General features: G+C 72.1%; 4 protein-coding genes. 1 reads left to right on the top strand and 3 read right to left on the bottom strand.

Annotation, left to right across the window (positions count from 1 at the left end; genetic code table 11):
- Positions 1-124: 124 nt before the first annotated feature.
- Both ptsP and QLH51_RS19595 read right to left on the bottom strand, forming a co-directional pair.
- Positions 125-2401 (bottom strand): phosphoenolpyruvate--protein phosphotransferase, encoded by a 2277-nt coding sequence (gene ptsP / locus QLH51_RS19600; RefSeq protein WP_125662694.1) that lies wholly within the window; start codon positions 2399-2401, stop codon positions 125-127.
- Positions 2402-2509: 108 nt separating this feature from the next.
- Entirely contained in the window at positions 2510-3070 is a 561-nt protein-coding gene (locus QLH51_RS19595) for a helix-turn-helix domain-containing protein (RefSeq protein WP_125662697.1), read from the bottom strand.
- Between the two features lie 98 nt (positions 3071-3168).
- Here QLH51_RS19595 and QLH51_RS19590 point away from each other — a divergent pair, with 98 nt between their 5' ends.
- Entirely contained in the window at positions 3169-3624 is a 456-nt protein-coding gene (locus QLH51_RS19590; protein ID WP_125662700.1) for a DUF6456 domain-containing protein, read from the top strand.
- Here QLH51_RS19590 and QLH51_RS19585 read toward each other — a convergent pair.
- Positions 3575-5829 (bottom strand): DUF2339 domain-containing protein (locus QLH51_RS19585; RefSeq protein WP_283514671.1); only part of this gene is annotated, 2255 nt, incomplete at its 5' end. The two genes, QLH51_RS19590 and QLH51_RS19585, sit on opposite strands and share 50 nt — an antisense overlap.

Here is a 5829-nt window from a genome sequence, read left to right as displayed (position 1 = left end):
GGGGAGGGGCACCAGCCGCAGGCTGGTGGAGGGGGGTATCCGCTTACGGCACGGCTGCGTTGCGTGGCAAACCCCATCCACCACCGCTTCGCGGCGGTCCCCCTCCCCGTGCCGGGGAGGATCTTCAGGAAAGCTCGACCTTGTTGGCTTTCGCCCAGTCCTCCAGCGCGGGGCGCAGGGTGCGGCTGGGGGTGGCGAGCAGGCGGTCGATCTCGGCCATCGCGGCGGCGCGGTCGAGCGAGCGGATCATCGCTTTCACCGGGCCGACGGCGGCGGGGGTGATCGACAGCCGGTCGATGCCCAGCGCGATCAGCGCCATCGCCTCCAGCGGACGCCCGCCCATCTCGCCGCAGACCGCCACCGGCTTGCCCGCATCGTTCGCGGCACGGGTGACGCGGCGCAGGAAGCGCAGGATGGCCGGGCTCAACCAGTCGTAGCGCAGCGCGAGGCGCGGGTCGGCGCGGTCGGCGGCGAACAGAAACTGGGTCAGGTCGTTGGTGCCGATCGACAGGAAGTCGAGGCTTGGCCACAGGAAGTCGAGCACGTCGGCCAGTGCCGGCACCTCGAGCATCGCGCCGTAGCGGATGTCGGTCGGCAGCGCCTTGCCGCGCCCGCGCAGCCATTCGCGCTGCGCCTCGAACAGGGTGCGGGCCTCGTCGAACTCCCATGGTTCGCTGACCATCGGGAACATGACGTTCAAGGTGCGGCCCGACGCCGCCTCGATCAGCGCGCGCGCCTGCGCCTTCATCAGCCCTTCGCGGCCGAGCGCGAGGCGCAGCGCGCGCCAGCCCATCGCCGGGTTCTCCTCGGCATGGCCCTCCGCATGGTCGAGATAGGGCAGCGCCTTGTCGCCGCCGATGTCGACGGTGCGGAACACGACCGGGCGGTCGCCGGCCACGTCCAGCACGTCGCGGTAGAGGCGCTGCTGGCGCTCGCGCTGCGGCAGGGTGGCGGACACAAGGAACTGGAATTCGGTGCGGAACAGGCCGATGCCGTCGGCGCCGGTCAGGTCGAGCGCCGCCACGTCGTCGCGCAGGCCCGCATTGACCATCATCGTGATGCGATGGCCGTCCCTCGTGACCGGCGGCTCGCCCTTCATCGCGGCGAAGGCGGCGCGGCGCTTCTGCGTCAGTGCCAGCTTCGATTCGAACGCCTCCTCCATCGCCGGGGTCGGGCGGATGACCAGCAGGTCCTCGACCGAGTTGAGCAGCAGCCGGTCGCCCTCCGCGATCAAGCGGCGGACGTCGCGGACGCGGCCCAGCACCGGCACGCCCATCGCCCGCGCGACGATGACGACGTGCGCGGTGAGCGATCCCTCCTCCAGCACCACCCCTTTCAGGCGGCGGCGATCATATTCGAGCAGCTCGGCCGGGCCGAGATTGCGCGCGATCAGGATCGTGTCCTGCCGCAGGCCCATCTGCGCGGCGGTGCCGAGCTGGCCCGACACGATGCGCAGCAACCGGTTGGACAGGTCCTCAAGGTCGTGCATCCGGTCGGCGAGCAGCGGGTCCTTGATCTCGCGCATCCGCATCCGGGTGCGCTGCTGCACGCGCTCGATCGCCGCCTCGGCGGTCAGGCCGCTGTCGATCGCCTCGTTGATGCGCCGAGCCCAGCCTTCGTCATAGGCGAACATCTTGTAGGTCGCGAGCACCTCGTCATGTTCGCCGCCGACGCCGAATTCGGCCTGGTTCGACATGCGTTCGATCTGGTCGCGCATCTTGTCGAACGCGGCATAGACGCGGTGGCGTTCCGCCTCGACATCCTCGGCCACGGTATGTTCGATGACGATGCGCGGCTGATGGAACACGGCGACGCCCGCGCCCATCCCCTCGACCAGCTTGAAGCCCGGCACGCGCACCGCTCCGGTCGCCTGCGGCCGGATCGATGCACCGCCGGTCGGGTCGATCAGGTCGGCATTGGCGATCAGTTCGGACAGCACCATCGCGACGGTCTGCAGCGCCTCGATCTCGACATCGGCGTAACGGCGCGGATCGGCATGCTGCACCGCCAAGACCCCCACCGCGCGTTCGCGGCGGATGATCGGGACCCCGGCGAAGCTGTGATAGACTTCCTCGCCGGTTTCCGGGCGATAGGCGAAGTCGGGATGGGTCGCGGCTTCAGCGAGGTTAAGCGTTTCGACATTGGCGACGATGGTGCCGACCAGCCCCTCGCCCGGCGCCAGCTTGGTGACGTGCACCGCCTCCTGCGACAGGCCGACGGTGGCGAAGAGTTCGAGCAGCCCCTCGCGCAGCAGGTAGATCGAGCAGACCTCGCTATCGAGCGCCTCGGCGATGATGCGGACGACCGAGTTCAGTTTCGCCTGCGCCGGACTTCGCGACGCCATCACGTCGTGAAGGTTGGTCAGGATTTCGCGGGCGGAGGCGGTGGCCGAGACGGGCATGGAGGAGGGCTAACACGGGAAGAAGGGGGCGTCACGACGCTTTAGGGTGACGCTGGGGAAAGTTGCGGTTGGGGTGACGTCTGGGGCTGTCCGACGTCAGTCGGCGCGTCACAAATTGCGCACCAGCCGTTCGGCGACCGCGATCCACGGCGCGACCAGCGCCACCGGTGCGGCGCCGAGCGTAGCGGGCAGCAGCGAGATCATGTCGCCGTCGAACGCCAGCAGCCGGCCGAAGGCGAAGCGGCCGGCGGGGCCGGGGGCCAGCACGTCGCGGTGGAGCGCGGCGATATAGTCGGCCGGCGCGAGGCGGCGGCACCAGACCATGTCGCCCGCGCGATAGTCGCCGGTGGTCGCCTGCACGATCATCGCCACCAGTTCGGGTTCGGCGCGCGGCGGGGTGACGCTCATCGCGCGGCGGGGGGCAGCGGCGCCCGATCCGTCGAGCACGGCCGCGACCGGAATGTCCGGGCGGTCGGGCAGGCGGACCAGATCGGCGGCATCGACCGCGAGCGCAGCGGCGATGCGGTTGAGCCAGCCGACCGACACGGTGCGCGTGCCGCATTCGAGGCGGCCGATGGTCTGCGCGGTGGTCGGTGGCACGCAGCGGATCGCGACTTCCTCCAGCGTCAGGCCCTGCGCGCGGCGGACTTCGCGGATGGCGGTAATCATGGCAAAATCCTCGAAATAAACCGATCTGGTACAAACGCTTTCCTACAAGCGTCCGCCCGTGGCAACCCCTGTGGCGAATCGGAACGAGGAGCGGGCGGTTGCGCGAACTGGTGGAACGGCGGCTGGTCGACGGGCGGGTGCGGCAGGAGCCGGGCGGGCGGCGGGTGCAGGTCAATCTGCGCGAATCGCCGCTCGACTGGCTGCGGTCGCGCGCGCTGGTCGATGCGCGGCAATATGAGGCGGGCGAGCGGCTGCGCGGCGATTACGAGCGCGCGGCGCTGGGGCCACGGGTGACGATGCGCTGGGATGCGGTGCGCGGCGGGGCGGGCGTGCCGGCGGATCCGTCGGGCGGCCGGATCGCGGCGAAGGCGCGCTTCGATGCGGCGATCGCGGCCGTGGGGCCGGGGCTGTCGGATATCCTGTGGCGGACGGTGTGCGCGAACGAGGGGCTGCCGGCGGCGGAGAAGGCGCTGGGGTGGCCGGCGCGGGCCGGGCGGCTGGTGCTTACGCTGGCGCTCGATCGGCTGGCGGGACATTATCGGCTGAAGGCGTAACGAACCTGCGGTACGCCCAGCCGATGCCGATGAGGGCGCCGCCCAGCCCCATGAACGACAGAATGCGCAGCACGCCTTCGAGTGCGGCGGCGTCGATCAGGAACACTTTCAGCGTGGTGAGGGTGAGGAGCGCGAGGCCGAAGCGGCGCAGGTCGGCGCTGTGCGTGGCGAGGCCGCGCCACAGCCACAGGATGGCGAGCGCGAGCATCGCGGCGGAATAGCCGCCATTCTCGGCGAGGCCGACCGGGCCGGTCAGCAGCGTGCCGTGCGCGATCTGGCGGATGGTGGCGAGCGTCGCGGCCAGCGTCAGCAGCGCGGCGATCAGGCTGCGGCGGGGGAGGCCGGGCAGGCGCCAAACGAGGAGCGCGGCGAACGCGAGGTGGAGCGTGGCGGCGTTGAGCAGCGGCAGGCTGCCGACCTGTTGCGGGACCAGCGCGGGGTTGAGGCCGAGCAGGTCGAACCACAGGATGCGGGCCAGCGCGAGCGCGACAAGGGCGCGGGCAAGGACGGGCTGGCGGGTCCAGAGTGCCCAGCCGGCGATCAGCGCGAGGTCGGTGAGCAGCGCGCGTTCGACGAAGCCGCGGGCGGCGAAGGCTTCGGGTGTGGCGATCGCCAGCGGCTGCTTGAGCAGGACATGGAGGCCGAGCACAGCGATTACGATCGCGGCAGGCAGGACGAGGCGGCGGGCAGGACCGAACAGCGTGCGCTGCCCGTGCGCGGCGACCAGCAGCGCGAGCGCCGGGAGCAGCAGCAGGCGTGCGGCGTCGCCCGCGGCGGGCAGGTGGAGATAGGGCAGTTCCTCCCAGATCAGCGATACGCCGAGCGCCAGCGCGACATCGCCGAGCGGCCGGAGGGCGAGCGCGAGCGCGAGCAGGACAAGGACCGGCAGCAGCGCGAGGCGCGTGGGGATGAGTGGATCGAGCCGCGCCGCCGCCAGCAGCAGCGCGAGCGCGGCCAGCGGAGCGAGGACGGCGAAGTCCGGCGGGACGATCGCCGCGACTGCGAGCCCGAGGCCGAGCGCGGCGACGGCGATGCCGCCGACGAGGCCGAGGTCGCCGGTGTTGCCCCGGTCACGGTGGCGCCATGCGAGGCCGGCAGCGGCGAGGGCGAGCGCGAGGTTGGCGGCCATCCATCCCACCGGCAGCAGCAGCGCGGGGGCGGCGACCTGCGCGGCGAGCAGCGGGCCGGTGGTGCCGATCAGCGCGACGCACACCCAGCCGCGGGCACGGCGCGATCCGGCACCGCTGCCGGCGCCGAACAGCAGCAGCGCGACGGGAAGCGCGGCGGGAGTGGCGTTGGTGCCCTGTACCAGCCCGGCGGCGGTGAGCAGCGTCACGAGGATCGCGGCGGCGATGCCGGCGGGAAGCAACGTCGCGTCGCGCGAGCCGAGGAACAGCGCGGCGGCCGACAGCGTCAGGTAGAAGCCCCATGCGAGCGCGGAGAAATCGAGCATCGGCGCCAGCGCGAGCAGTTGGATCAGCGCCGCCAGCAACGGTGCGGCGCGCAGCCATGGCCGCTCGATCGCAGCGCGGGGCGCGGCGAGCGTGCCGCCGACCGCCAGCGCGATCACGAACGCGCCGATCCCGCCAAGGCCGGCCGCGGGCACCAGCGCGATCAGCAGCCCGGCCCAGCCGAACGCCGCTGCCAGTGCCGCCAGCGCCAGCCACGCCCAGCCGCGCGCGATCGCCAGGGCCAGCAGCGCCGCGACGAACAGGCCGAGATAGACGAGCAGCGGCCCGATCCCCGCCGCGTCATAGCCCGCGACCAGCGGCGCGGCGAACCCGCCGAGTAGCGCCATCACCGCGGTCGGCGGCCCGTGGCGCAGCGCGAGGAACAGCCCGGCGGCGGTGACGCCCAGCATGATCGCGAACCCGACGAGCGGCCCGACCAGATGGTAGAGCGCGGCAGCGAGGTAGAGGGTGGCATAGGCCGAGGCGATGCCGGCCCCCGCCAGCACCTGCGCGATGCGCGGATCGTCGCGGGTGGCGGACAGGTGGCGTGCCCCCTCGCTGCCGAGCAGCAGGACCAGCGCGAACAGCGCGGCGAGCGCGGTGCGGATCGCGGGGGTCAGCCACCCCGCCTCGATCGACAGGCGGACGAGGAAGATCCCGCCGACCACCAGTGCAAGGCCGCCGATCCAGACCGGCAGGCGGCTGCCGACCAGATTCTCGAAATCGATCGCAGGCAGGGCGGGGCGTTGTCGGG

Origin of the sequence: Sphingomonas sp. 2R-10, assembly GCF_030062225.1 — a bacterium.
GTDB lineage: Bacteria > Pseudomonadota > Alphaproteobacteria > Sphingomonadales > Sphingomonadaceae > Sphingomonas.
The sequence above is the reverse complement of the archived record's forward strand: the minus strand, read 5'-3'. Positions and strand labels throughout refer to the sequence as shown.